The sequence below is a fragment of the Erwinia sp. E_sp_B01_1 genome, assembly GCF_036865545.1.
Classification (GTDB): Bacteria; Pseudomonadota; Gammaproteobacteria; order Enterobacterales; family Enterobacteriaceae; genus Erwinia.
In genome coordinates, this window is record NZ_CP142208.1 from 446,728 (window position 1) to 470,191 (window position 23,464).

Here is a 23,464-nt window from a genome sequence, read left to right on the forward strand (position 1 = left end):
TTTTTTTATATCTGAAATTCCCCTTCTCCCCCCACAAGCGTTATCCTTGTTCTCTTCCTGATATAAATGACCGGGGCAGAACTATGTGGCTAATTGATCAGCTGGTAGAACAACACATCTCTGAAGCTCAAATCAAAGGTGAATTCGATAATCTTCCCGGAAGTGGCAAAAGAGTGGTGCTGGATGATGACAGCCATGTCCCGGCTGAGCTCAGAGCAGCTTATCGTCTTTTAAAGAACTCAGGCCATCTTCCCCCCGAGCTGGAACTACGGCGTGAGGCTGTTGAACTTTCCGAATTGCTTGCCGGTATCGATCCATCCGATACCAGTTATCAGCAATATGCTAAAAAACTACTACCCCTTGAGCTAAAACTTAAGCAGGCAGGGATGAGTACATCATTTCTCAAAGGGAGATACCAAACCCAGTTCAACCAGCGCTTTAGAGGAGAAAAATGATGTTCAAAATTGGACAGCTCGCAAAGTTAGCCGAGGTTACACCAGATACTATTCGCTACTATGAAAAACAGCAGATGATGGATCATGAAATCCGTACAGAAGGAGGATTTCGTCTTTACGGTGAAAACGATCTGCAGCGGCTGAAGTTTATCCGTTATGGCAGACAGTTGGGTTTTAGTCTGGAGGCAATAAGAGAGCTTCTGTCGATCCGGGTGGATCCAGAACATCATACCTGCCACGAGTCTAAAACCATTGTTCAGACCCGCCTGACCGAAGTAGAAACAATGATTGGCGAATTGCAGAATATGCAGCGCTCACTGCAAAGGCTGAACGATGCCTGCTGTGGCACGGCACACAGCAGCGTTTACTGCTCAATACTTGAGGCACTGGAAAAGGGAGAAATTTCTCCAGCGGATTGATTTTATATCAGGTCAGATCTATATTCTTGCCGACACTCACTGAAGGAAAACACCATGTCAGGCTATCAACATAAAAAAGGCGTTATTCGGGACAATGCGCTTGAGGCTCTGTTACACGACCCGCTTTTCAAAGTCCGTATTGAAGTGAATCAGAAAGGGAAAGGGAGCTACCGACGTAAGGACAAATACAATAAGAAGGGTAACTGGGAGGCCAGTGGTAAAGAGAGCTTTACCACTGGCCTTCTGCTTTTGAGGAATAAAAAAACCGCCGATGGCGGTTTTATACTGGCCTGAAGAAATTAATCAGAGCTGGCCGTTTTTCTGCTTAAGCAAGTCACGGATTTCAGTTAAGAGAACTTCTTCTGCACCTGGTTTTGCTACAGGTTTTTCGACTTCTTTCTTCTTATGCAGCTTGTTCATCAGTTTGACCGCCATAAAGATGGCGAAAGCGACAATGATGAAATCAAACACGGTCTGAATGAAGATACCGTATTGCATAATAACGGCAGGTGTATCGCCAACAGCAGGTTTCAGTACCCATGCGAAGGATTTGAAATCTACCCCACCAATCAGTAACCCCAGCGGTGGCATAATAATATTCGCCACCAGAGCAGACACGATTTTGCCGAATGCGGCACCAATAATGACACCGACCGCCAGGTCGACAACGTTGCCGCGCATCGCAAAATCGCGAAACTCTTTGAATAAACTCATTGTTATCTCCTTTCCTGTGCCAATTTGAAAGTCTAACAAACGATTGAGTTTTTTCCATTCGGATTACTGAGAAAATGTCTGGCAAGCCGGATAAAAGTACCGACGGAGCGGGGCCGTCGGACCAAAGTTAAAGGAAAAATGGGCTGGGTTGGAACAACCGTTCCACATCAGGAACAAACTTCTTATCGGTGAGAAACATAATCACGTGATCGCCCTGTTCAATACGCAGATTGTTGTTGGCAATCATTACGTCATCCCCACGGACAACCGCACCAATGATAGTCCCGGGAGGGAGTTTGATATCATCAATGGGTTTGCCAACTACTCTGGAGGTTGTTTCATCACCATGGGCAATAGCTTCAATGGCTTCCGCGACGCCACGTCTGAGAGAGGAAACGCCAACAATATCGGCTTTGCGTACATGTCCCAGTAAAGCAGAAATGGTGGCCTGTTGCGGAGATATGGCGATATCAATGACGCTACCCTGCACAAGATCGACATAAGCCTTGCGTTGAATAAGCACCATGACTTTTTTGGCACCCATCCGCTTCGCCAGCATCGCCGACATAATGTTTGCTTCGTCATCATTAGTGATGGCAATAAAGAGATCGATTTGATCGATATGCTCTTCATCCAGCAGTTCCTGATCCGAAGCATCACCATGAAATACAATAGTGTTTTGCAGAACTTCCGCCAGTTCAGCCGCCCGTTGTTGATCGCGCTCGATCAGCTTCACGCTGTAATTTTTTTCCAGTCGTTGAGCGAGACCTGAGCCAATATTACCGCCACCGACTATCATGATGCGCTTGTAGGGTTTTTCAAGACGTTGATACTCACTCATTACCGCGCGAATATTCTGGCTGGCTGCAATAAAGAATACCTCGTCACCCGCCTCTACGATCGTCGACCCCTGCGGGCGTATTGGACGATCCTGGCGGAAGATAGCCGCTACCCTGGTATCAATATGCGGCATATGCTCGCGCATTACAGTCAACGCATTTCCCACCAGTGGACCGCCATAATAGGCTTTTACCACTGCCAGGCTGACCTTGCCCTCGGCAAAATTCACTACCTGCAGGGCGCCGGGATATTCGATCAACCGGTAAATGTTATCGATCACCAGTTGCTCCGGAGAGATTAAATGATCAATCGGAATCGCTTCAGGAATAAAGAGTTTGTCTGCATCCCGGAGGTAATCCGGCGCACGAATACGGGCAATACGATTGGGCGTATTGAACAGTGAATAAGCTACCTGACAGGCGACCATATTGGTTTCATCTGAGTTGGTCACCGCAACCAGCATATCGGCATCTTCAGCGCCTGCCTCACGAAGCACACGCGGGTGTGAACCATGTCCCTGGATAACACGCAGGTCGAATTTATCCTGCAACTGACGCAGGCGTGTCGAATCAGTATCTACAACAGTAATGTCGTTGTTTTCACCAACCAGGTTTTCGGCGAGTGTGCCACCGACCTGACCGGCGCCAAGAATGATTATTTTCATTGTGCTTCAGTCTGATTCGTTGGAAGTGGATATGGCCGGGAGATCTCACCGGCCGGCGCAGCTATCGTTTTAACAATTTCGCGTAGAAGAAACCATCTCCACCGTCTGTGGCGGGGAAGACTTGCAGGCCTGGTTGCTCTGCGTTGCCAGTTTCTGCCAGGCTGGCATCTTCATGACGACTCAGGAAAGAAGCAACCTGTTGATGATTCTCTTCTGGCAGAATAGAGCAGGTTGCATAAAGCAAGGTGCCGCCAGATTTCAGATGAGGCCAGATGGCATCCAGAATCTGCTGTTGCAGGGCAGCCAGTTCAGCAATATCGCGATCCCTGCGTAACCACTTTATATCAGGATGGCGGCGAATGACGCCGGTTGCCGAGCAGGGTGCATCTAACAGAATTCGATCGAACTGGCGATCGCCACACCAGCTTTCAGGGAAACAGCCATCCCCCACTTTCACTTCTGCGGTCATGTTAAGCCGCAACAAGTTCTCGTCAATTCTGGCCAGGCGCTGTGCATCAATATCAACAGCCATGACGTCTGCCTGGGGAGCAGCTTCCAGGATATGGGTAGTTTTCCCGCCGGGTGCGGCACAAAGATCGAGGATTGACTCACCATTTTGAGGATCAAGCAGCGTCACACATCCCTGAGCAGAGGCATCCTGAATGGTTACCCATCCCTGATCGAACCCTGGCAGTTGTGATACCGGGCAAGGCGACTCCAGTCTCAGTGCGTCCGGATGAAGGGAAGAGGGAAAGGCAGCTTTACCGGATTCCTGTAGCAAAGCCAGCCAGCCTTCACGACTGTGATGCTGGCGATTTACGCGAAGCCACATGGGGGGACGTTGGTTATTGGCTTCAACGATGGTTTCCCAGTTGTCTGGCCAGGCACGTTTCAGCCTTTCCAGCAGCCATTTCGGATGAAGATATTGCTGATCGCCATCGTTCATACGCTGAGTCAGCTCTTCCTGCTTACGCTGGAACTGGCGCAATACGCCGTTTATCAGCCCCTTAAACTGCTGACGTTTCAACGACACTGCCCCTTCAACAGTTTCAGCAAGCGCTGCATGCGCCGGTATCCGGGTATACATCAGCTGATAAAGGCCAACCATCACTAAAAAGTGTATGGTCCGCTGTTTACCCGTCATAGGGCGGTCCATCAGTTGGCCAATAATCCATTCAAGCTGAGGCAATGTCCGCAATACGCCGTAGCAGAGCTCCTGCAGGAGCGCGGCATCTTTCTCCGCCAGTAATTTCTGTGCAGCGGGCAGCACGTTACTCAGCGACTGGCCCTGTTCGACCACTTTTTCGATAGTCTGGGCAGCAACGCTGCGCAGGTTGGTATTTTTTTTCATAGGGATCGCAAGTCAAAATCAGCCCGACGGGATGTCGGGCGAAGCATCAGGCAAGAATATTGCCCGGTATGAACCACTCCCGGCGGGAATTGAGCAGGTCCTGCGCCTTCATCGGTTTTTTACCGGCAGGCTGCAGTTCTTCAATATTCAGTACGCCATCGGCTGTTGCAACCTGAATACCGTTCTTATCAGCCTGCACAATTTCGCCAGGCGGCTTTCCGGCATGAGGCAGGAGGGTGGCTTTCCACACTTTTACCGGCTGGTCATCAATTATGAAGTAACTGACCGGCCAGGGGTTGAACGCCCGAATACACCGTTCTAACTGCGCAGCGGAAAGGCTCCAGTCGAGTCTGGCCTCTTCTTTGCTGAGTTTTTCGGCATAACTTACCAGGGATTCATCCTGCACTTCCGGCCTGGCGCTGCCATCAGCCAGTTGAGACAGGGTGGTGAGCATCCCCTCCGGACCCAATTCAGCCAGCTTATTGTAGAGTGTGGCGCTGGTATCTTCAGGCTCAATGGGACAGGCAAGTTTATGCAGCATATCGCCGGTATCCAGCCCTACATCCATTTGCATGATAGTCACGCCGGTTTCGCTGTCACCCGCCCAGAGCGAACGCTGGATAGGGGCGGCACCGCGCCATTTTGGCAGCAATGAACCATGTACGTTAATACAGCCCAGGCGTGGCATTGCCAGTACCGGGGCAGGCAAAATCAGGCCGTAGGCGACAACCACCATTACATCGGCATTCAGTCCGGCAACCAGCTGCTGGTTTTCTTCCGGGCGAAGCGATTTTGGCTGAAAAACAGGAATATTGCGTTGCTCAGCAAGCAGTTTAACCGGGCTGGCCGTTAGCTTATTCCCCCGGCCCGCAGGACGATCCGGCTGAGTAAATACGCCGACCAGGTTATGGCCAGAAGAGAGCAGCGCGTCAAGATGACGCGCTGCAAAATCTGGTGTACCGGCAAAGATAATGTTTAAGGCTTCGGACACGCTCTTCCCTTCTTCAGGCTCGTCTTAATCACGGGCATTCTGGCGATAAAGCTTTTCCAGTTTCTGGCGAATGCGCTGACGCTTCATGGGGGACAGGTAATCAATAAACAATTTACCGACCAGATGATCCATTTCATGTTGAATACAGATGGCCAGCAGACCATCTGCTTCCAGCTCATAGCTTTTGCCTTCACGGTCCAGAGCACGGATTTTCACTTTCTCTGAACGCGGGACCAGCGCACGCTGCTCCGGAATAGAGAGACAGCCCTCTTCAATACCGGTTTCGCCGGATTTCTCCAGCATTTCCGGGTTGATCAGCACAAGCCTTTCTTCGCGATTTTCAGAAACGTCAATCACGATAATACGCTGATGGATATCGACCTGAGTGGCCGCCAGCCCGATGCCTTCTTCCGCATACATCGTCTCAAACATATCATCAACGATGCGTTGAATATCTGCATTTACTTCTTTAACGGGTTTCGCAACGATGCGCAGGCGCTCGTCAGGAAAATGTAATACCTGCAAAACTGACATAACTTTCCAGATCTGTGTTCAAGGGAGTAGATATTTATCTCTCTTATTGTAGACATTTCGGGCGGTGATTGACAGCATTCCCGCTACGTTAGCCGGGCCGCTTTTCAGGCCTAACAAGGATTGGACGATGACACCAGCGGAGATGTGGCTGCGTCTTTCAGGCGTTAGCGGAATGAGAGGCCAACAACGTTTACGGATGGCCTCATGTTTGCAACAAACAGGAAACGTCAGTAGGGAAAAGTTGATTCAGGCTGGCTTCAGGCATGAGCAATGCGAGGCATTTCTTAATTATAATCCCGCTGTTATTGAACAAACATTTCGCTGGCTGGAAAATCCTCAGCACCATATTGTGACCTGCGACAGTTCAGACTATCCAGAGCGTTTAAGAAATATTGCCTCTTTTCCTCCTCTTCTGTATGTCGCAGGAGACCCCAAGGTTTTGTTAACACCACAGATCGCCATCGTAGGGAGCCGTAAATGTTCGCTATATGGGCGGAACTGGGGAACCTTTTTTGCTCAGGCATTAGCCTTGAATGACATCACTATCTCCAGTGGCCTGGCGCTGGGTATCGATGGGATAGCGCACCGGGCAGCGCTGGAGGTTGGCGGTAAAACACTGGCAGTTTTAGGCAGCGGGCTCAACCATATCTATCCCCGGCAACATAGTTCTCTGGCTCAAGAGATCATCCAACGGGGAGGCGCGGTGATTTCAGAGTATCCTTTATTAACTAAACCGCTGGCCCACAACTTTCCTCGCCGCAACAGGATTATCAGCGGGCTAAGCCTTGGGGTATTAGTCATTGAAGCGACACTAAACAGTGGTTCTCTGGTAACGGCGCGGCTTGCATTAGAACAAAATCGGGACGTATATGCCTTGCCTGGCGCGATAGGTAACCCCGGAAGTGAAGGTACTCACTGGCTGATTCAACAGGGGGCAATGTTGACCGCGCATCCTGATTCTATCCTCGAGCAATTACAAAGCGACCTGAAATGGCTGCCTGATGCCTCAGATTCCACAATATATTCGCCCGGGGAGAGCAATACTCCATTGCCATTTGCTGATGTGTTGGCTAACGTAGGAGATGAGGTTACACCTGTTGACGTCGTCGCTGAACGTGCCGGCCAACCTGTGCCAGCTATCGTAGCTAAGCTGCTTGAGTTGGAGTTAGCAGGGTGGATCGCAGCTGTACCCGGCGGCTATGTCCGATTGAGGAGGGCAAGCCATGTTCGACGTACTAATGTACTTATTTGAAACGTATATCCACAACGAAGCCGAAATGCGCGTTGACCAGGATAAATTGACTGATGATTTAACCGATGCCGGTTTTCATCGTGAAGATATTTATAATGCGTTGAACTGGTTGGAAAAGCTTGCAGATTATCAGGACGGGCTGGTTGCTCCGATTCTGCTAGCTACCGATCCGCTGTCTATGCGTATCTATACCGAGGAAGAAAGCCAGCGTTTAGATGCCAACTGTCGGGGCTTTATTTTGTTCCTGGAGCAAATTCAGGTACTGAATCTCGAAACCCGCGAAATGGTTATCGAACGGATTATGGCCCTGGATACGCTCGAGTTCGATCTTGAAGATCTCAAATGGGTAGTGCTGATGGTGTTGTTCAATATTCCCGGATGTGAAAACGCTTACCAACAGATGGAAGAACTTCTTTTCGACGTCAATGAAGGAATAGTGCACTGAAGATCTTCTTCGTGTAAGAAATGTTATGAATAAAACAGCGCTTTTCGCTGTGCGAAAAAATGAACCTTGCCCCCAGTGTGGGGCAGAACTGGTTATTCGCTCGGGCAAACACGGCGCTTTTCTTGGCTGTTCGCAGTTCCCCGAGTGTGACTATATTCGTCCTCTGAAAAATCAGGCCGATGGCCATGTGGTGAAAGTCCTTGAGGGGCAGTTATGTCCCGAATGTCAGTCCGAGCTGGTATTGCGCCAGGGAAGATTTGGTATGTTTGTAGGCTGTAGCCGCTATCCTGAATGCGAACACACCGAAGTGATCGATAAACCTGATTCCACGACGCTTGCCTGTCCTCAGTGTGAGCAGGGGAAACTGGTTCAGCGTCGCTCCCGCTATGGCAAATCTTTCCACGCCTGCGATCGTTACCCAGACTGTCAGTTTGCGGTAAATTTCCCTCCGGTAGAGGGAGCATGTGAATTTTGTCATTTCCCACTTTTAATTGAGAAAAAAACGGCACGAGGCCTGAAGCGTTATTGCGCCAGTAAAGCCTGTGGAAAGCCGGTAACAGCAGGAAACAGCAGTGAAGAATGAAATCGTTCCAGGTTCTGTAGAAGCTTGTATCGTGCAACTCCAGCAAGATGCCGTTATCGCTTATCCCACCGAGGCCGTTTTTGGACTGGGATGTAATCCGGACAGCGAGTCAGCAGTTATGACCTTACTGGCATTAAAAAAAAGGCCGGTGGAGAAGGGGCTGATTTTGATAGCTGCAGATTATTCACAGTTGCAGCCTTATATAGATGACAGCACGCTTTCCGCAGATCAGAAAGAACAAATGTTGGCGACGTGGCCTGGTCCCGTGACCTGGGTTGTTTCTGCCCGTGCAACGACGCCAGCCTGGCTGACCGGACGTTTCAGCTCGCTCGCCGTTCGTGTCAGTCATCATCCCGATGTACAGAATCTCTGTAATGGTTTTGGTAAACCTCTGGTTTCAACCAGCGCTAATCTGACGGGATTCCCCCCTTGTCGCACGGCTGCAGAAGTTCATGAGCAGTTTGGGCAGACGTTCCCCGTTCTGTCAGGAAAAACCGGAGGACGCGAGAACCCTTCGGAAATTCGCGATGTTTTAACCGGCGAACTCATTCGTCAGGGCTAACAGGAAATACGATGCAAACCTTCGCCGTGTTCGGTAATCCAGTCACCCACAGTAAATCCCCACGGATCCATCAGCTTTTTGCTGAGCAGACAGGGATCGATCATCCTTACGGGCGGATCTGCGCACCAGTAGAAGGATTCTCCTCTTCTTTATCAGAATTTATGCAGCAGGGTGGGAAAGGGGCAAATGTCACTTTGCCCTTTAAAGAGCAGGCATATGAAATGGCCGACGAGTTAACCGAGCGTGCCGCACTTGCAGGTGCGGTGAATACGGTTAAAAGGCTGGAAGATGGACGTTTGCTGGGTGACAACACTGACGGGATAGGTTTGTTAACCGATCTCAACAGATTGGAGCTGATCAAACCAGCAGATCGTATTTTGCTGGTGGGGGCGGGGGGAGCAGCAAGGGGTGTTATTCTGCCGCTTCTTTCTTATGGATGCTCACTGACTATCACCAACCGTACGCTGAGCAAAGCGCAGATGCTTGCCGATGCATTTCAACATGCAGGAGTTATCCATGCTCAGGCTCTTGATCAACTGGAAGGCGAGCAATTTGATTTGATCATCAATGCCACGTCCAGTGGTATTGGCGGTGACATCCCTGCTTTATCCGGCACTCTGATTACTCAGCATACCCGCTGTTATGACATGTTTTACCAGGCAACAGCCACGCCTTTTCTGAAGTGGTGCCAGCAGCAGGGTGCTGTCGAAATGGCTGATGGGTTGGGGATGCTGGTGGGACAAGCGGCACACTCTTTCTTTTTATGGCATGGCATGCTCCCTGACATTACTCCCGTCATTGCAGTCCTCAAGGCAGAGCTACACGCTTGAATCAGGCCATTCAGTTTCCGGACAGGGAGTGGTGGGAAGAATCTACCGGTTCCGTCTGCTTTCCAGCTCTGGTTAATGGGTTTCAACTTACCTGCGCAATCAGCGGCGAAACCATTGTCCGCCGCTATGGTAATAAACAGACCGTGATGGCCAGTTTTCTGCTCCATCGTTGGGATATAGAAGAAGAGGCAGAAGCGGCTATTAAAGCCGCGGGAGCAGACGATCAGGGCTGGGTGTGGCTTTCCTGAGTAAGATAATCATCTTTCCAGCCTACATAATTACTGGATGAATAGAGAAGCCCGCTAATCTCAGCGGCTGTCAGAGCACGAATCTGTTTTACCGGGCTTCCCAGATAAAGGTAACCGCTAACCAGACGCTTGTTTGGTGGAACCAGACTCCCGGCACCAATCATCACATCATCTTCTACTACTACCCCATCCAGCAAAATTGAACCCATCCCTACTAATACCCTGTTGCCAATCGTGCAGCCGTGCAACATAGCTTTGTGGCCGACGGTAACATCCTCGCCAACGATCAGTGGATTACCTTCAGGGTTATAAGAGGACTTGTGAGTCACATGCAGGACACTGCCATCCTGAATGTTACTGCGCTTACCAATAACCACCTTGTTAACATCACCCCGGATGGCAACTAATGGCCAGATGCTCACGTCATCCTGTAATTCAACTTCCCCCACTACCACGCTGGATAGGTCTACCATAACGCGCTGACCCAGCTGCGGACGCGTATTTTTATAAGGTCGAAGGTGTGCGGACATAACTACCTCTCTGTAAAAGGATCCCTGAAGGGTAGTGCGCCAGGGGATTAAGGATCAATAACTGGGGATAATTGCGCGGCATTTTTGTGCGGATCGTCTGAGATCTCAGCGAAAAGAGTGAAAATACAGCACTTGAAAAGAAAGATCGAAAAAAGGGTTGTGCTCTGAAGCGGGATCCCTATAATGCGCCTCCATCGACACGGAACAACGGCTTAACAGTCACCGGGTTGAGAGGGTCAGGAAGCTGAACCGCCGGAGAAAAACTTCTGAAAAAGACGTTGACTCTGAAGGAGGATAGCGTAGTATACGCCACCTCGCAGTAAGTCGCCACGGCGCTTACCGCACCGCTCTTTAACAATTTATCAGACAATCTGTGTGGGCACTCGCAGGATTGATATCAGCGTCTTTGGACGCAAAAAATATCAAGCCTTAAGAGTGAACACATAATGAAATTCATTATGACGTTTTACACTTGAGCATCGCTGCACTTGTTGCAGCAAATCGAACTTTTAATTGAAGAGTTTGATCATGGCTCAGATTGAACGCTGGCGGCAGGCCTAACACATGCAAGTCGAACGGTAGCACAGAAGAGCTTGCTCTTTGGGTGACGAGTGGCGGACGGGTGAGTAATGTCTGGGAAACTGCCTGATGGAGGGGGATAACTACTGGAAACGGTAGCTAATACCGCATAACGTCTTCGGACCAAAGTGGGGGACCTTCGGGCCTCACGCCATCGGATGTGCCCAGATGGGATTAGCTAGTAGGTGGGGTAATGGCTCACCTAGGCGACGATCCCTAGCTGGTCTGAGAGGATGACCAGCCACACTGGAACTGAGACACGGTCCAGACTCCTACGGGAGGCAGCAGTGGGGAATATTGCACAATGGGCGCAAGCCTGATGCAGCCATGCCGCGTGTATGAAGAAGGCCTTCGGGTTGTAAAGTACTTTCAGCGGGGAGGAAGGCGATAAGGTTAATAACCTTGTCGATTGACGTTACCCGCAAAAGAAGCACCGGCTAACTCCGTGCCAGCAGCCGCGGTAATACGGAGGGTGCAAGCGTTAATCGGAATTACTGGGCGTAAAGCGCACGCAGGCGGTCTGTCAAGTCAGATGTGAAATCCCCGGGCTTAACCTGGGAACTGCATTTGAAACTGGCAGGCTAGAGTCTTGTAGAGGGGGGTAGAATTCCAGGTGTAGCGGTGAAATGCGTAGAGATCTGGAGGAATACCGGTGGCGAAGGCGGCCCCCTGGACAAAGACTGACGCTCAGGTGCGAAAGCGTGGGGAGCAAACAGGATTAGATACCCTGGTAGTCCACGCCGTAAACGATGTCGACTTGGAGGTTGTGCCCTTGAGGCGTGGCTTCCGGAGCTAACGCGTTAAGTCGACCGCCTGGGGAGTACGGCCGCAAGGTTAAAACTCAAATGAATTGACGGGGGCCCGCACAAGCGGTGGAGCATGTGGTTTAATTCGATGCAACGCGAAGAACCTTACCTGGCCTTGACATCCACGGAATTCGGCAGAGATGCCTTAGTGCCTTCGGGAACCGTGAGACAGGTGCTGCATGGCTGTCGTCAGCTCGTGTTGTGAAATGTTGGGTTAAGTCCCGCAACGAGCGCAACCCTTATCCTTTGTTGCCAGCGAGTAATGTCGGGAACTCAAAGGAGACTGCCGGTGACAAACCGGAGGAAGGTGGGGATGACGTCAAGTCATCATGGCCCTTACGGCCAGGGCTACACACGTGCTACAATGGCGCATACAAAGAGAAGCGACCTCGCGAGAGCAAGCGGACCTCATAAAGTGCGTCGTAGTCCGGATCGGAGTCTGCAACTCGACTCCGTGAAGTCGGAATCGCTAGTAATCGTAGATCAGAATGCTACGGTGAATACGTTCCCGGGCCTTGTACACACCGCCCGTCACACCATGGGAGTGGGTTGCAAAAGAAGTAGGTAGCTTAACCTTCGGGAGGGCGCTTACCACTTTGTGATTCATGACTGGGGTGAAGTCGTAACAAGGTAACCGTAGGGGAACCTGCGGTTGGATCACCTCCTTACCTGAAGATACTTTCCCGCGTAGTGTCCACACAGATTGTCTGATAGAAGTAATGAGCAAAGAACGAACCAGAGTCCCCATCGTCTAGAGGCCCAGGACACTGCCCTTTCACGGCTGTAACAGGGGTTCGAATCCCCTTGGGGACGCCATCTCCTGATAATGAGTGAAAGACATTATCAACCAGTATCTCAAAACTGATTATGCCGCAAGGCGAGTCACGTTTGAGATATTTGCTCTTTAACAATCCGGAACAAGCTGAAAATTGAAACGACGCGTCGTTTTCATTCTCCGTAATAAGAATGAAATTTACGATGCGGTCGAGTCTCTCAAATGCTCGCAACAGCTCGTGTCCTCCGGGACGCTTGTGGGTTGTGAGGTTAAGTGACTAAGCGTACACGGTGGATGCCTAGGCAGTCAGAGGCGATGAAGGGCGTGCTAATCTGCGATAAGCGTCGGTAAGGTGATATGAACCGTTATAACCGACGATACCCGAATGGGGAAACCCGGTGCACTTTGGTGCATCATTGCATGGTGAATACATAGCCATGCAAGGCGAACCTGGGGAACTGAAACATCTAAGTACCCAGAGGAAAAGAAATCAACCGAGATTCCCCCAGTAGCGGCGAGCGAACGGGGAACAGCCCAGAACCTGAATCAGTTTGTGCATCAGTGGAAGCGTCTGGAAAGTCGCAGGGTACAGGGTGATACTCCCGTACACGAAGATGTGCTTACTGTGAGTTCGATGAGTAGGGCGGGACACGTGACATCCTGTCTGAATATGGGGGGACCATCCTCCAAGGCTAAATACTCCTGACTGACCGATAGTGAACCAGTACCGTGAGGGAAAGGCGAAAAGAACCCCGGCGAGGGGAGTGAAACAGAACCTGAAACCGTGTACGTACAAGCAGTGGGAGCACCTTCGTGGTGTGACTGCGTACCTTTTGTATAATGGGTCAGCGACTTATATTCTGTAGCAAGGTTAACCGTATAGGGGAGCCGCAGGGAAACCGAGTCTTAACTGGGCGTTAAGTTGCAGGGTATAGACCCGAAACCCGGTGATCTAGCCATGGGCAGGTTGAAGGTTGGGTAACACTAACTGGAGGACCGAACCGACTAATGTTGAAAAATTAGCGGATGACTTGTGGCTGGGGGTGAAAGGCCAATCAAACCGGGAGATAGCTGGTTCTCCCCGAAAGCTATTTAGGTAGCGCCTCGTGAACTCATCTCCGGGGGTAGAGCACTGTTTCGGCTAGGGGGCCATCCCGGCTTACCAACCCGATGCAAACTGCGAATACCGGAGAATGTTATCACGGGAGACACACGGCGGGTGCTAACGTCCGTCGTGAAGAGGGAAACAACCCAGACCGCCAGCTAAGGTCCCAAAGTCATGGTTAAGTGGGAAACGATGTGGGAAGGCACAGACAGCCAGGATGTTGGCTTAGAAGCAGCCATCATTTAAAGAAAGCGTAATAGCTCACTGGTCGAGTCGGCCTGCGCGGAAGATGTAACGGGGCTAAACCATGCACCGAAGCTGCGGCAGCGACGCGTAAGCGTTGTTGGGTAGGGGAGCGTTCTGTAAGCCGTCGAAGGTGGACTGTGAGGTCTGCTGGAGGTATCAGAAGTGCGAATGCTGACATAAGTAACGATAAAGCGGGTGAAAAGCCCGCTCGCCGGAAGACCAAGGGTTCCTGTCCAACGTTAATCGGGGCAGGGTGAGTCGACCCCTAAGGCGAGGCCGAAAGGCGTAGTCGATGGGAAACAGGTTAATATTCCTGTACTCGGTGTTACTGCGAAGGGGGGACGGAGAAGGCTATGTTGGCCGGGCGACGGTTGTCCCGGTTTAAGCGTGTAGGCTTGAGTTCCAGGCAAATCCGGAACTCTTTAAGGCTGAGGCGTGATGACGAGGCACTACGGTGCTGAAGCAACAAATGCCCTGCTTCCAGGAAAAGCCTCTAAGCATCAGGTAACACAGAATCGTACCCCAAACCGACACAGGTGGTCAGGTAGAGAATACCAAGGCGCTTGAGAGAACTCGGGTGAAGGAACTAGGCAAAATGGTGCCGTAACTTCGGGAGAAGGCACGCTGGCGCGTAGGTGATGGGACTTGCTCCCAGAGCTGAAGCCAGTCGAAGATACCAGCTGGCTGCAACTGTTTATTAAAAACACAGCACTGTGCAAACACGAAAGTGGACGTATACGGTGTGACGCCTGCCCGGTGCCGGAAGGTTAATTGATGGGGTTATCCGCAAGGAGAAGCTCTTGATCGAAGCCCCGGTAAACGGCGGCCGTAACTATAACGGTCCTAAGGTAGCGAAATTCCTTGTCGGGTAAGTTCCGACCTGCACGAATGGCGTAATGATGGCCAGGCTGTCTCCACCCGAGACTCAGTGAAATTGAACTCGCTGTGAAGATGCAGTGTACCCGCGGCAAGACGGAAAGACCCCGTGAACCTTTACTACAGCTTGACACTGAACATTGAGCCTTGATGTGTAGGATAGGTGGGAGGCTTTGAAGCGTGGACGCCAGTCTGCGTGGAGCCAACCTTGAAATACCACCCTTTAACGTTTGATGTTCTAACCTGGCGCCATAATCTGGCGTGGGGACAGTGTCTGGTGGGTAGTTTGACTGGGGCGGTCTCCTCCTAAAGAGTAACGGAGGAGCACGAAGGTTAGCTAATCACGGTCGGACATCGTGAGGTTAGTGCAATGGCATAAGCTAGCTTGACTGCGAGAGTGACGGCTCGAGCAGGTGCGAAAGCAGGTCATAGTGATCCGGTGGTTCTGAATGGAAGGGCCATCGCTCAACGGATAAAAGGTACTCCGGGGATAACAGGCTGATACCGCCCAAGAGTTCATATCGACGGCGGTGTTTGGCACCTCGATGTCGGCTCATCACATCCTGGGGCTGAAGTAGGTCCCAAGGGTACGGCTGTTCGCCGTTTAAAGTGGTACGCGAGCTGGGTTTAGAACGTCGTGAGACAGTTCGGTCCCTATCTGCCGTGGGCGCTGGAAGATTGAGAGGGGTTGCTCCTAGTACGAGAGGACCGGAGTGAACGCACCACTGGTGTTCGGGTTGTCATGCCAATGGCATTGCCCGGTAGCTAAGTGCGGAAAAGATAAGCGCTGAAAGCATCTAAGCGCGAAACTTGCCTCGAGATGAATCTTCCCTGGGTCCTTGAGACCCCTGAAGGGACGTTGAAGACTACGACGTTGATAGGCCGGGTGTGTAAGCGCAGCGATGCGTTGAGCTAACCGGTACTAATGACCCGTGAGGCTTAACCTTACAACACCAGAAGCGTTCTGGTGGGCGTCTGAGAGACGAAAAAGAGATTTTCAGCCTGTTCGATAACGGATTGATTTACGTGGCCTGCGAGGGCGGCGTGAACAACAGAATTTGCCTGGCGGCTTTAGCGCGGTGGTCCCACCTGACCCCATGCCGAACTCAGAAGTGAAACGCCGTAGCGCCGATGGTAGTGTGGGGTCTCCCCATGCGAGAGTAGGGAACTGCCAGGCATCAAATCAAGCACTGACCCCGACCGCAAGGCCGGGGTTTTTTGCGTCTGCGTGCGTCAAAAATGACGTTCTGAGCTCCGCTGCACAGGCTGCGGGAAGCGCCCTGCCTGCAAAAACGCCATGAACACGTCCATGTGGACGCTGACCGGTGAAATTTTGCCGTTCACACCGATCTGTGCGCCCGTAAGTACCGGCGTGGGCAGTGAAAAAGGGCAAAGAAAAGGCCCGGCGCTGACGCGCCGGGCCTTTGAAATTTGTTTGCAGTGCGGTCAAAAAAAGCCCCGGTGATACACCGGGGCTTTTTTTGTTATCTACATCTGACTTTTTAATGCTTTTTAATCAATGAATTACCTGAGAAAGGAAAGCACGTGTACGCTCTGACTTAGGATTCGAGAAGAACTCCTGCGGAGGTGCTTGTTCTACAATCTCCCCCCGATCCATGAAGATCACCCGGTCGGCCACCGTACGTGCAAAACCCATCTCATGCGTGACACAGAGCATGGTCATACCGTCTTCTGCCAGACCAATCATCGTATCCAGCACCTCTTTCACCATTTCAGGATCCAGCGCTGAGGTCGGTTCATCAAACAGCATAATTTTAGGCTTCATACACAAAGAGCGCGCAATGGCTACTCGCTGCTGCTGCCCTCCTGAAAGCTGTCCGGGGAACTTATGTGCGTGCTCAGCAATACGTACGCGCTCCAGATAGTGCATTGCCAGCGCTTCTGCCTCTTTTTTAGGTGATTTTCGCACCCAGATCGGTGCCAGCGTACAGTTTTGTAATACGGTCAGGTGAGGGAAAAGGTTGAAGTGCTGGAACACCATACCGACTTCCGTACGCACGCGTTCAATATTGCGTAAGTCATCATTCAAATGAATACCATCAACCACAATACGACCTTGCTGATGCTCTTCAAGGTGGTTAATGCAGCGAATGGTGGTTGATTTCCCCGAGCCTGAAGGCCCACAAAGCACAATGCGTTCACGGGGTTTAACATGCAGATTGATATCTTTCAGCACGTGGAACTGCCCATACCACTTGTTGACGTTTTCGAGCGTAATCATCATCGCGTCGTCGGATTGAATCATAGATTGTGTCATTTTAAGCCTCAGTGCGGTGAACGCCCGGTGTGAAAACGCTTCTCCAGATACTGGCTGTAGCGCGACATACTAAAACAGAAAATCCAGTAAACCAGTGCGGCAAAGACATAGCCTTCAGTCGACATCCCTAACCAGGTGGGGTCGACCGTTGCCTGTTGTACGCTGCTGAACAGATCAAACAGGCCGATGATGATCACCAGACTGGTATCTTTGAACAGGGCAATAATGGTATTTACCAGCCCAGGAATGACCATCTTCAATGCCTGCGGCAGAATAACCAGCCCCTGAGTTCTCCAGTATCCCAGTGCCAGTGACTCGGCGGCTTCATACTGGCCTTTAGGCAGCGCCTGCAACCCTCCCCGAACCACTTCAGCAACATAGGCTGACTGAAACAGAATGACCCCGACCAATGCACGGATCAGTTTGTCGATACTGCTCCCCTCTGCCATAAACAGGGGAAGCATTACCGAGGACATGAACAGGACGGTGATCAGCGGCACACCACGCCAGAATTCAATAAAAATAATTGAGAGTGAACGGACCACAGGCAGGGTTGAACGTCTTCCCAAAGCCAGTAAGATGCCCAAAGGCAAAGCCCCGGCTATGCCAACAGAAGCGATAATCAGCGTCAGGGTTAATCCTCCCCATTGCCTGGTCTCAACACGCTCAAGTCCGAAAAAGCCCCCGTACAGCAGGAACCAGACAATGACCGGATAGGCGACAGCCCAGACGGCAATGTAAAGTCCACGGCGCGGCATACTTTTCAGGAACATCGGCAGGATCGATAACAGACCAATGACCAGGGCGAGGTTGATACGCCAGCGTAATTCATGCGGATAAAGCCCATACATAAACTGGCCGAAGCGCGCATGGATAAAGACCCAACAGGCCCCCTCTTTAGTACAATCCGCCCTTGTCGTACCTATCCAGTTAGCCTGAAAAACCAGCCAGTTAAGCGCCGGAGGAATAACAGTCCAGATAACCCACAGGCAAAACAGAGTCAGTAGAGAATTACCCCAACTTGAAAACAGATTTTTGCGTGCCCATCTGACGGTGCGGGAAAACGCATTGGTCGGCACAGGCGGTGTTTCATGAGTAGCTAAAGTCATAATGATCCCGTTCTCTTAACGCTCAATCAGGCGGATTTTGCGGTTATAGATATTCATTAACAGCGAAATCAGCAGGCTGATGATCAGATAGACACCCATAGTGATGGCAATGGTTTCGATAGCCTGGCCAGTCTGATTCAGCACGGTACCAGCGAACAGAGAAACCATATCCGGATAACCGATGGCTGCGGCCAGCGAAGAGTTTTTCACGATATTCAGGTACTGGCTGGTTAACGGTGGGATGATCACTCGCATGGCTTGCGGGATGATGACCTGTCGCAGCGTGACTGGATTAGGTAAGCCCAGTGAACGGGCAGCTTCATGCTGACCATAAGGTACCGACTGGATACCTGAACGGATAACTTCAGCGATAAAGGAAGAGGTGTAAATGGAGAGCGCCAGAGTCAACGCAGCCAGTTCCGGGATTAAGACAAAACCACCGCGGAAATTAAATCCACGTAATTGCGGAATATCCCAGTGCATGGCAGTACCAAAAGTCATATAAGCAATCAGCGGAAAGAGTATCAGCATTGCAATAGCTGCAGGCCAGGTCCGACGAAGTTGGCCCGTTTTCAGCTGGAAAGTGCGGTTATAACGGAACAGAGCTACCGTTGCCGCCGCCGCCAGAAGCAGGGCGATAACAAATGGCCAGGTACCTTCGGCATACAGCGGCCAGGGAATGTAAAGCCCGCGGTTACTGACAAAGGCTAAATCAAAGGCATTTGCTGCCTGTCGTGGTCCTGGCAGATTACGAAGTACGGCAAAATACCAAAAGAAAATCTGCAGCAACGGCGGGATATTACGGAAGATTTCGATGTAAGTTGTAGAAATTTTCCGCAACAGCCAGTTATCTGACAGACGTGCCAGACCAATAAAGAAGCCCAAAAAAGAGGCGAATACAATACAAAGAGCGGATACCAGCAGGGTATTGGTTAAGCCAACTAAGAATACACGAGCATAAGTATCACCTTCGGTGTACTCAATAAGGTGCTGAACGATACCAAAGCCAGCGCTACGTTCAAGGAAACCAAAACCGGAAGTTATGCCGCGGTTAGCCAGGTTGATGACGGTATTGTGAACCAGATACCCCACCACCCCTAAAACAGCGACAACCGCAATGATCTGGTAAAGCCAGGCGCGCACCGCAGGATTGGTGAATGAAAAATCCCTTTTTACGGTTGGGCGTTGAGACATGTTGAAACCTCAGTGACGAAAATTCTGACGAAGGCGCCGGTATACCGGCGCCCTGTTAACGGGGGGAATTAACGTACTGGTGGTGCGTACTGAATACCGCCATTGTTCCACAGGGCATTCTGCCCACGGGCAATTTTCAGCTGGCTGTCTTTACCCACATTGCGATCAAAGACTTCCTGATAATTACCTACCTGCTTAACGATGTTATAAGCCCATTTATTATCCAGCTTGAGGTCTTTGCCGAAGTCGCCTTCGGAACCCAGCAGGTGAGCCATATCTGGTGTGGTAGGTTTGGCAGCCATCTGATCGACGTTTTTAGAGGTGATGCCCATCTCTTCAGCATTCAGCATGGCAAAGAGGGACCATTTAACGATGGTGAACCAGTCATCATCACCACGGCGTACCACAGGCCCCAGTGGCTCTTTGGAGATCACTTCTGGCAACACGATAAACTCGGTTGGTTTGCCCAGCTTGATACGCAGCGCATACAGCTGTGACTGGTCAGAAGCCAGAGTATCGCAGCGGCCCGTGTCCAGCGCTTTCGCTGACTCATCAGAACGGTCGAAGGTTACAGGGGTGTACTGCATGTTGTTGGCTTTGAAGAAGTCAGCCACGTTGAGTTCGGTATCTGTACCAGCCTGAATACAGACTGTCGCGCCATCGAGCTCTTTAGCACTTTTCAGGCCGGCCTTCTGATGAGTCAGGAAGCCGATGCCGTCATAATAGTTGACGCCAGCGAAGATAAAGCCCATGCCGCCGTCGCGTGCAGAGGTCCAGGTGGTATTACGGGAAAGAATGTCTACTTCACCAGACTGCAGGGCGGTAAAACGCTCTTTAGCGGTCAGCGGGGTGTACTTCACCTTGCTGGCATCACCAAACACGGCGGCCGCGGCCGCACGGCATACATCCACATCAATACCGCTGAATTTGCCGCTGGAATCTGCAAAGGAGAAGCCCGGCAGGCCATCACTGATGCCGCATTGTACAAAACCTTTCTTTTTAATGGCATCCAGAGTGGTGCCGGCATGAGCCTGATTCGTCACTGCGATAAGTGCTGCAGCGGCAACCAAAGTGGAGAGCAACATTTTTTTCATAAAGCATCCTGTGTGGCGAAATCATTTTTATGTTCAACGCACGCTGTGGTGCACTTTTCCCGTCTGTGGCGCGAGCCATCCACGACTCTGCAAAGGTAATGCCAAAATTGCAGAACCCTGAATTTCCTGAAAAGCTTTGCTAATAATCTGAAGCATTTTGAAAGTTTGCTTAATATCGCGCACTACAGGGGGGCAAAAACAGCCGGACTGGTCACAAATGGTGCAATATGTTTCATTATATGAAAGCAATGTGAGCAAAAGCGTATTTTTGTTAATGATGGATGATGTTTTTTGAGGGGGTGCAGGTTTAAAACGGCGGTGGGAAGGAGCGAGGGGCTGGTAAAATCAGGTAATAAAAAATGCCAGCCCAATATGTTGAGCTGGCACCCAGGCTGGTAATGATATCAATACAACGAGGTAGCACCTTCTGGCCGGGTTTTGAAACGACGGTGCAGCCACAGGTACTGATTTGGCGCACGCATAATTTCACGCTCGATGACCTTGTTCATATAGACAGCGGCCTGCTGCTCATCTTCCAGAGGGTAATTTTCAAGCTCAGGTTGGATCACCAGCTCATAGCCGTAACCTTTTTCTTTACGAATCAGTACCACGGTTATCAGAGCGGGATTAGCCAGGCGAGCAATTGTCCAGGTTCCACTGGTGGTGGCAGCCTGAGGAACGGCAAACAGAGGAGCAAAGACGCTGCCTTTAGGGCCGTAATCCTGATCCGGTGCAAACCATACGGCTTCACCTTGTTTCAGAGCCTGCACCATGCCACGCAGATCGCGACGGTTGATCATTGCTTTGTTAGAGCGCATGCGCCCTTTGGTCTGCACCCACTCCATCAGCTTATTGTTGTGCGGACGATACATGGCCATCATTGGCTGGCACAAACCCATCGCCCGGCCACCTAACTCCAGAGACATAAAGTGGACACCTATGATCAGGGCACCTCGTCCACCCTTTTGAGCCGCTTTAAGATTTTGCAGGCCATCTACAGTAAACCAGCGTTTCACCCGGCGATCGGACCAGAACCAGGCCATGCCCGTTTCCAGCAATCCCATGCCCAGAGATTCAAAATTCTTAACGATACGTGCTTCAAGCTGATCGGCAGGCATATCAGGAAAGCAAAGTTCAAGGTTACGACGGGTGATACGAATACGGCGTTTAAGGAACCGCATTGAGGTCCGGCCCATCCAGGTTCCCAGCTTCTGCAGCAGCGGGAAGGGGAGTTGAACCAGTAAAAAAAGAAATCCCAGCCCGGCCCAGGTTATCCAGTAACGTGGGTGCAACAGGCGACGGGTGAAACGAGGGGAAGACTTCATAATTCTCTCTTCTGGCGTGCATGAGGTATTTAACGCATAGAGGTCGGGCATCAACAGCGGTACGTTGAATCTGACAGCAGTAAACACGTTATGTTAGGCCGGATAGTCGTACTTTACACGATCAGGACACTTCAGGTCCTTGTTTCAGACATTAAAAAAGGCGCTATCAATAAGTTAGCGCCTTCATAACAATGAACCGAAACTTAGTTCATGCCGTATTTTTTCAGTTTCTTACGCAGCGTACCACGGTTGATGCCCATCATCAGGGCGGCACGGGTCTGGTTGCCACGGGTGTATTGCATCACCATGTCCAACAATGGCTGTTCTACTTCAGCCAAAACCAGCTCATACAGGTCATTAACATCCTGACCATTCAATTGAGCAAAATAGTTCTTCAGTGCCTGTTTGACCGAATCACGCAGTGGCTTTTGAGTCACCTGATCCTGTGAGTTTACGGTAGATACGGTCAGTACGTCAGAATTTACGCGTTGTTCGAACATAGTTCTGTCAGCTCTTTATTTCTATTAGGCAAGTTTTTCGAAGTATGCTTCCAACGCCTCCAGCTGTTCGCTGGCATCCTCTATGGCGTTGAATGTGCGCCGAAACTGGTCGTTTGGGGCATGCTCCTGGAGATACCAGGAGACGTGCTTCCGGGCAATACGGTATCCCTTGCGATGACCATAAAAGTCGTGCAGTTCCCGTAGGTGCCCGATGAGCAAGCGCTTGACTTCAGCCAGTGGCATCGGTGCCAGCAACTCCCCAGTGTCCAGATAATACTGGATTTCCCGGAAGATCCACGGTCTTCCCTGAGCCGCCCGTCCTATCATCAGGGCATCAGCCCCCGTATAGTCGAGTACAGCTCTGGCTTTATGCGGGTCAGTGATGTCACCATTCGCGATAACGGGAATGGTGACATTCTGCTTAACTGTCCGAATGCTGTCATATTCAGCTTCACCGTTGAACAAACACGCGCGAGTGCGTCCGTGGATGGTCAGGGCCTGAATACCGCAGCGTTCAGCCAATTGGGCAATCTCAACACAATTACGGTTGTCTGGATCCCAGCCGGTGCGAATCTTCAGCGTTACGGGCACGTCTACTGCATTGACCACCGCAGAGAGGATAGACTTCACCAACTCCGGATGTTGCAGCAGGGCCGAACCCGCCAGCTTGCGATTCACTTTTTTAGCCGGGCATCCCATATTGATGTCAATCACCTGCGCGCCAGATGCAGCATTGATACGCGCGGCTTCCGCCATCTCATGAGGGTCACATCCGGCAATTTGCACGGTACGAATACCGGGCTCATCACTGTGTACCATACGCAACCGGGATTTATCGGTAGCCCAAACTTCAGGGTTAGACGACATCATCTCAGAGACAGTCATACCAGCGCCCATTGCATAACAAAGCGTCCGGAAAGGCCTGTCGGTGATTCCGGCCATTGGTGCTGCAATCAGTTGATTACGAAGCTGGTGGTTTCCAATGCGCATGAAAAAAAGTGACCATAGTGTGTCCGCAAGGCGGCGTATATTACGCATTTTTCATAGAAGATGAAAGGCCAAACTTTGAACAATTCAGACTGAAACCAGACTACAGAGAACTACATAAACCGTTTAAACATGAAATAGTCTTATTTATCATCCGTTTATATAACTTTGC

At 50.9% G+C, this 23,464-nt stretch carries 21 protein-coding genes, 1 tRNA gene, 3 rRNA genes and 1 pseudogene; 13 read left to right on the top strand and 13 right to left on the bottom strand.

Annotated features, from left to right (window positions below):
* Positions 1-83 precede the first annotated feature (83 nt).
* The 3 genes from VRC33_RS02075 to VRC33_RS02085 are packed head-to-tail and all read left to right on the top strand — an operon-like array spanning position 84 to position 1,168.
* On the top strand, positions 84-455 hold the full coding sequence (locus VRC33_RS02075) for a DUF1992 domain-containing protein (RefSeq protein ID WP_338560361.1): 372 nt from the start codon (positions 84-86) through the stop codon (positions 453-455).
* Positions 455-874 (top strand): Zn(2+)-responsive transcriptional regulator, encoded by a 420-nt coding sequence (zntR, locus tag VRC33_RS02080; RefSeq protein ID WP_338564413.1) that lies wholly within the window; start codon positions 455-457, stop codon positions 872-874. Before VRC33_RS02075 ends, zntR begins: the two co-directional genes overlap by 1 nt.
* A 54-nt stretch (positions 875-928) precedes the next feature.
* Positions 929-1,168 carry an alternative ribosome-rescue factor A gene (locus VRC33_RS02085; protein WP_338560363.1) on the top strand — a complete coding sequence of 80 codons (240 nt, stop codon included), beginning with the start codon at positions 929-931 and terminating at the stop codon, positions 1,166-1,168.
* A 9-nt stretch (positions 1,169-1,177) separates the two neighbouring features.
* Here the strand turns inward: VRC33_RS02085 and mscL are convergent, their stop codons facing one another.
* The 5 genes from mscL to def form a co-directional block, all read right to left on the bottom strand.
* The gene (mscL, locus tag VRC33_RS02090) at positions 1,178-1,588 is read right to left on the bottom strand and encodes a large-conductance mechanosensitive channel protein MscL (protein WP_338560365.1); all 411 of its coding nucleotides are present in this window, start codon (positions 1,586-1,588) and stop codon (positions 1,178-1,180) included.
* Positions 1,589-1,715: 127 nt separating this feature from the next.
* The gene (gene trkA, locus VRC33_RS02095) at positions 1,716-3,092 is read right to left on the bottom strand and encodes a Trk system potassium transporter TrkA (protein ID WP_338560367.1); all 1,377 of its coding nucleotides are present in this window, start codon (positions 3,090-3,092) and stop codon (positions 1,716-1,718) included.
* Positions 3,093-3,153: 61 nt separating this feature from the next.
* Positions 3,154-4,443 (bottom strand): 16S rRNA (cytosine(967)-C(5))-methyltransferase RsmB, encoded by a 1,290-nt coding sequence (gene rsmB / locus VRC33_RS02100; RefSeq protein ID WP_338576874.1) that lies wholly within the window; start codon positions 4,441-4,443, stop codon positions 3,154-3,156.
* Between the two features lie 46 nt (positions 4,444-4,489).
* Positions 4,490-5,434, bottom strand: coding sequence for a methionyl-tRNA formyltransferase (gene fmt / locus VRC33_RS02105; RefSeq protein ID WP_338560372.1), 945 nt, complete (start codon positions 5,432-5,434; stop codon positions 4,490-4,492).
* Positions 5,435-5,458: 24 nt separating this feature from the next.
* On the bottom strand, positions 5,459-5,968 hold the full coding sequence (gene def / locus VRC33_RS02110) for a peptide deformylase (RefSeq protein ID WP_338560375.1): 510 nt from the start codon (positions 5,966-5,968) through the stop codon (positions 5,459-5,461).
* Between the two features lie 127 nt (positions 5,969-6,095).
* Between def and dprA the strand changes: the two genes are divergently transcribed.
* From dprA to VRC33_RS02140, 6 genes are read left to right on the top strand one after another with little or no spacing between them, the layout of a single operon-like run.
* Complete coding sequence (gene dprA, locus VRC33_RS02115; protein ID WP_338560378.1) at positions 6,096-7,220, top strand: DNA-protecting protein DprA; 1,125 nt, start codon at positions 6,096-6,098, stop codon at positions 7,218-7,220.
* Complete coding sequence (gene smg, locus VRC33_RS02120) at positions 7,192-7,665, top strand: DUF494 family protein Smg (protein ID WP_158782194.1); 474 nt, start codon at positions 7,192-7,194, stop codon at positions 7,663-7,665. Before dprA ends, smg begins: the two co-directional genes overlap by 29 nt.
* A gap of 25 nt (positions 7,666-7,690) precedes the next feature.
* Positions 7,691-8,248, top strand: coding sequence for a topoisomerase DNA-binding C4 zinc finger domain-containing protein (locus VRC33_RS02125; RefSeq protein ID WP_338560383.1), 558 nt, complete (start codon positions 7,691-7,693; stop codon positions 8,246-8,248).
* Positions 8,238-8,810 (top strand): L-threonylcarbamoyladenylate synthase type 1 TsaC, encoded by a 573-nt coding sequence (gene tsaC / locus VRC33_RS02130; protein WP_338576876.1) that lies wholly within the window; start codon positions 8,238-8,240, stop codon positions 8,808-8,810. Before VRC33_RS02125 ends, tsaC begins: the two co-directional genes overlap by 11 nt.
* 11 nt (positions 8,811-8,821) lie before the next feature.
* On the top strand, positions 8,822-9,640 hold the full coding sequence (gene aroE, locus VRC33_RS02135; protein ID WP_338560386.1) for a shikimate dehydrogenase: 819 nt from the start codon (positions 8,822-8,824) through the stop codon (positions 9,638-9,640).
* Positions 9,637-9,888: a DUF1488 domain-containing protein gene (locus tag VRC33_RS02140; protein WP_338560389.1), complete on the top strand. Its 252-nt coding sequence runs from the start codon at positions 9,637-9,639 to the stop codon at positions 9,886-9,888. The genes aroE and VRC33_RS02140 overlap by 4 nt, the downstream gene beginning before the upstream one ends.
* Here the strand turns inward: VRC33_RS02140 and VRC33_RS02145 are convergent.
* Positions 9,864-10,418 carry a gamma carbonic anhydrase family protein gene (locus VRC33_RS02145; RefSeq protein ID WP_338560392.1) on the bottom strand — a complete coding sequence of 185 codons (555 nt, stop codon included), beginning with the start codon at positions 10,416-10,418 and terminating at the stop codon, positions 9,864-9,866. The genes VRC33_RS02140 and VRC33_RS02145 overlap by 25 nt on opposite strands.
* A gap of 510 nt (positions 10,419-10,928) precedes the next feature.
* Here VRC33_RS02145 and VRC33_RS02150 point away from each other — a divergent pair.
* The 4 genes from VRC33_RS02150 to rrf all read left to right on the top strand — a co-directional run bounded on the left by VRC33_RS02150 (position 10,929) and on the right by rrf (position 15,982).
* Positions 10,929-12,471, top strand: a 16S ribosomal RNA gene (locus VRC33_RS02150).
* Between the two features lie 72 nt (positions 12,472-12,543).
* Positions 12,544-12,619, top strand: a tRNA-Glu gene (locus VRC33_RS02155).
* A gap of 226 nt (positions 12,620-12,845) precedes the next feature.
* Positions 12,846-15,752, top strand: a 23S ribosomal RNA gene (locus VRC33_RS02160).
* A 114-nt stretch (positions 15,753-15,866) separates the two neighbouring features.
* Positions 15,867-15,982: ribosomal RNA gene (gene rrf, locus VRC33_RS02165) — 5S ribosomal RNA — on the top strand.
* Together the 16S, 23S and 5S rRNA genes with 1 tRNA gene alongside form the textbook arrangement of a ribosomal RNA operon.
* Before the next feature lie 339 nt (positions 15,983-16,321).
* Here the strand turns inward: rrf and VRC33_RS02170 are convergent.
* The 7 genes and pseudogenes from VRC33_RS02170 to dusB form a co-directional block, all read right to left on the bottom strand.
* Positions 16,322-17,083: an amino acid ABC transporter ATP-binding protein gene (locus VRC33_RS02170; RefSeq protein ID WP_338560396.1), complete on the bottom strand. Its 762-nt coding sequence runs from the start codon at positions 17,081-17,083 to the stop codon at positions 16,322-16,324.
* A gap of 8 nt (positions 17,084-17,091) precedes the next feature.
* On the bottom strand, positions 17,092-18,192 hold the full coding sequence (locus VRC33_RS02175) for an amino acid ABC transporter permease (RefSeq protein ID WP_338560398.1): 1,101 nt from the start codon (positions 18,190-18,192) through the stop codon (positions 17,092-17,094).
* A 15-nt stretch (positions 18,193-18,207) separates the two neighbouring features.
* Positions 18,208-19,386: an amino acid ABC transporter permease gene (locus VRC33_RS02180; RefSeq protein WP_338560401.1), complete on the bottom strand. Its 1,179-nt coding sequence runs from the start codon at positions 19,384-19,386 to the stop codon at positions 18,208-18,210.
* Positions 19,387-19,454: 68 nt separating this feature from the next.
* Positions 19,455-20,480 carry an amino acid ABC transporter substrate-binding protein gene (locus tag VRC33_RS02185; RefSeq protein ID WP_338560404.1) on the bottom strand — a complete coding sequence of 342 codons (1,026 nt, stop codon included), beginning with the start codon at positions 20,478-20,480 and terminating at the stop codon, positions 19,455-19,457.
* Positions 20,481-20,884: 404 nt separating this feature from the next.
* Positions 20,885-21,805: a kdo(2)-lipid IV(A) palmitoleoyltransferase gene (gene lpxP / locus VRC33_RS02190; RefSeq protein WP_338560407.1), complete on the bottom strand. Its 921-nt coding sequence runs from the start codon at positions 21,803-21,805 to the stop codon at positions 20,885-20,887.
* A 203-nt stretch (positions 21,806-22,008) separates the two neighbouring features.
* Positions 22,009-22,305, bottom strand: coding sequence for a DNA-binding transcriptional regulator Fis (gene fis / locus VRC33_RS02195; protein WP_000462905.1), 297 nt, complete (start codon positions 22,303-22,305; stop codon positions 22,009-22,011).
* A pseudogene (gene dusB, locus VRC33_RS02200) lies at positions 22,287-23,295 on the bottom strand (tRNA dihydrouridine synthase DusB). Before dusB ends, fis begins: the two are co-directional and overlap by 19 nt.
* Positions 23,296-23,464: the final 169 nt, after the last annotated feature.